Genomic DNA, 1,859 nt, shown 5'->3' with positions numbered 1-1,859 from the left:
AGTTCTGGCCGCTGGAGTGAAGCCCCGGACACATTTTCGGTGTACCAGCTGGCCATCCGAAAACCTTTTTCTTCCACAAAGGTTTTCATACGGTTTTTGGCCCGGAAGGCGTCTTGCTCTTTCGTCGAGGCGCGGAGATAGCCGTGAATGTACATTTTTTATCCACAAGTGACGTTTAGGTGATGATCATAATGTACATGACAGATAAGTAATGATCCAATGGGGAAATGACCATAATTTTATCTATGACATTAGGGTATACCGCTCACAAATTGCGCTGCTTTAATTCTGTCTAAACATGGCGGTAAAGCATCCCAAGAAATCGCGTAGCGTAATCCTACGTTAGATATTATCCTCGGATTTTCTCTGAATAATGGTTCGTATGAAGGCTGCTGATATGTGAAGTGCTAACTCAGCATCATATTCAAGAACCGAGGATACCTTGTTGCTCCCGTGCCTGACCGCAGGTTCAGCGTTCGTGTAGGCGTAAAACTTTTCTATTACGATGATAAGTAAGGGGGAAATAGAACTTTCCTTCTTCATTATTTTTAGCGCATCCCCCAGTGTGGAGGCGGTCGGATATAATGTACGGCATACGCTTTCAACGGCACTGATCGACTCTTTGATCGAGTTCTCTGGGTCTTTTTGTGAACCGAGAGTGAAAGCACGTGCTTTCGCATAATGTTTTCTGGCAGGTTCGAACTTGTCTTTAAGGGACGAATCTGTCTGATTAACCCTGAGCTCTAAATCATGAGGCAGCGGCGTTTCTAAGGTACTTGATTCGTTCAGCTTCCATTCTATCTTATGCATGGAAAACAGATCGTTAACTTTTTGTCGGTAAGATGCATAGCTGAACTCTTCGTAGGTTTTCTTAGCCCAAGAAAAAGTTTGTTCACCTTCAATTTCTTTTAATATCTGCCCGATAATTTCTACTGTATCGTAAAATTTATACCACTCTAGATGTTGTATTCTCGTCTTTAAAGATTCATAACAATAAAATGAATCAAAGTCTTCTTGATCTGTTTCATGACCATTTTCAGCGCATATTCTTTCTATTAATGCTTTTATTCCCAGAGGTTTGTTTTCTGTATTTTGGACACGGCTATCTCCGTCAACAAAAATAAGGTTATCGAGTACTTTAAGAAAGAATAAAGACTTTAGCCAGTCAGGGGCATCCTGTTTAATTGGCTCATTTTTGTAGTCTGGATCAAACCCATTACGATAAGAAAATTTCACAACAGCCTCGCTTCTGGCGGATTATGGATACTTATTGTTTATAACTGCATTATTGCTTAAAGCAATTTTATTCAAACTTCCTGTTGTTTCAGCATGGCCACGGCGTCCTGCCCCGGCATTGAGAACTGCACCCGATGGCGTGCCGCCACGTCCAGCGCAAATATCCGTGTGTAAACTTCAGTCGATTTCAGGCTTTTGTGTCCCATCAGGCTTTGCAACACTTTCAGTGGCACCCCGGCGTACAGCAGGTGCATGGCGTAGCTGTGACGAAAGGTGTGCGGTGTCACCGGTACCGAGAACGTTACCCCATCGGCGGCGGCCCGTGTTACGGCATCATTTAGCCAGGTGCGCACGGTGCGATCCGTTACCTCCCAGAGGCGGGCGGGCTCCAGACGGCCGGTACGTTTATTTTTGCGCTCAAGTGGAATGCGCAATGTAGCTACCATGCTGTTCAGCTGGTTGACGTAATGGCTGTCTGACAGGGGCACCAGGCGATGAGTGACCACTTTCTTGGACGGGGCACCGGGACCGCGCTCGGCTTTGGCCTGGCGCTGCTTGAGGGTGGCCAGTGACACATAAGGCTGGGCGGCATTCAGGTAAAAGTCCCCGCGTGTGAGCGCCAG

General features: G+C 46.2%; 3 protein-coding genes. All 3 read right to left on the bottom strand.

The features are described 5' to 3' along the window. Window positions 1–155: recombinase family protein (locus AACW11_RS17260; protein WP_212587044.1), on the bottom strand; the 155-nt coding region annotated here is incomplete at its 3' end. A gap of 187 nt (window positions 156–342) precedes the next feature. Continuing rightward, a complete protein-coding gene (locus AACW11_RS17255; RefSeq protein WP_212587043.1) occupies window positions 343–1,236 on the bottom strand; it encodes a hypothetical protein in 894 nt (297 codons plus the stop codon). 71 nt (window positions 1,237–1,307) lie between these two features. Further along, on the bottom strand, window positions 1,308–1,859 hold a 552-nt coding region (locus AACW11_RS17250), incomplete at its 5' end, for a tyrosine-type recombinase/integrase (protein WP_212587042.1).

Origin of the sequence: Yersinia sp. Marseille-Q3913 (assembly GCF_963892745.1) — a bacterium.
Lineage (GTDB): Bacteria > Pseudomonadota > Gammaproteobacteria > Enterobacterales > Enterobacteriaceae > Yersinia > Yersinia bercovieri.
This window is presented reverse-complemented; position numbering and strand designations above follow the sequence as displayed.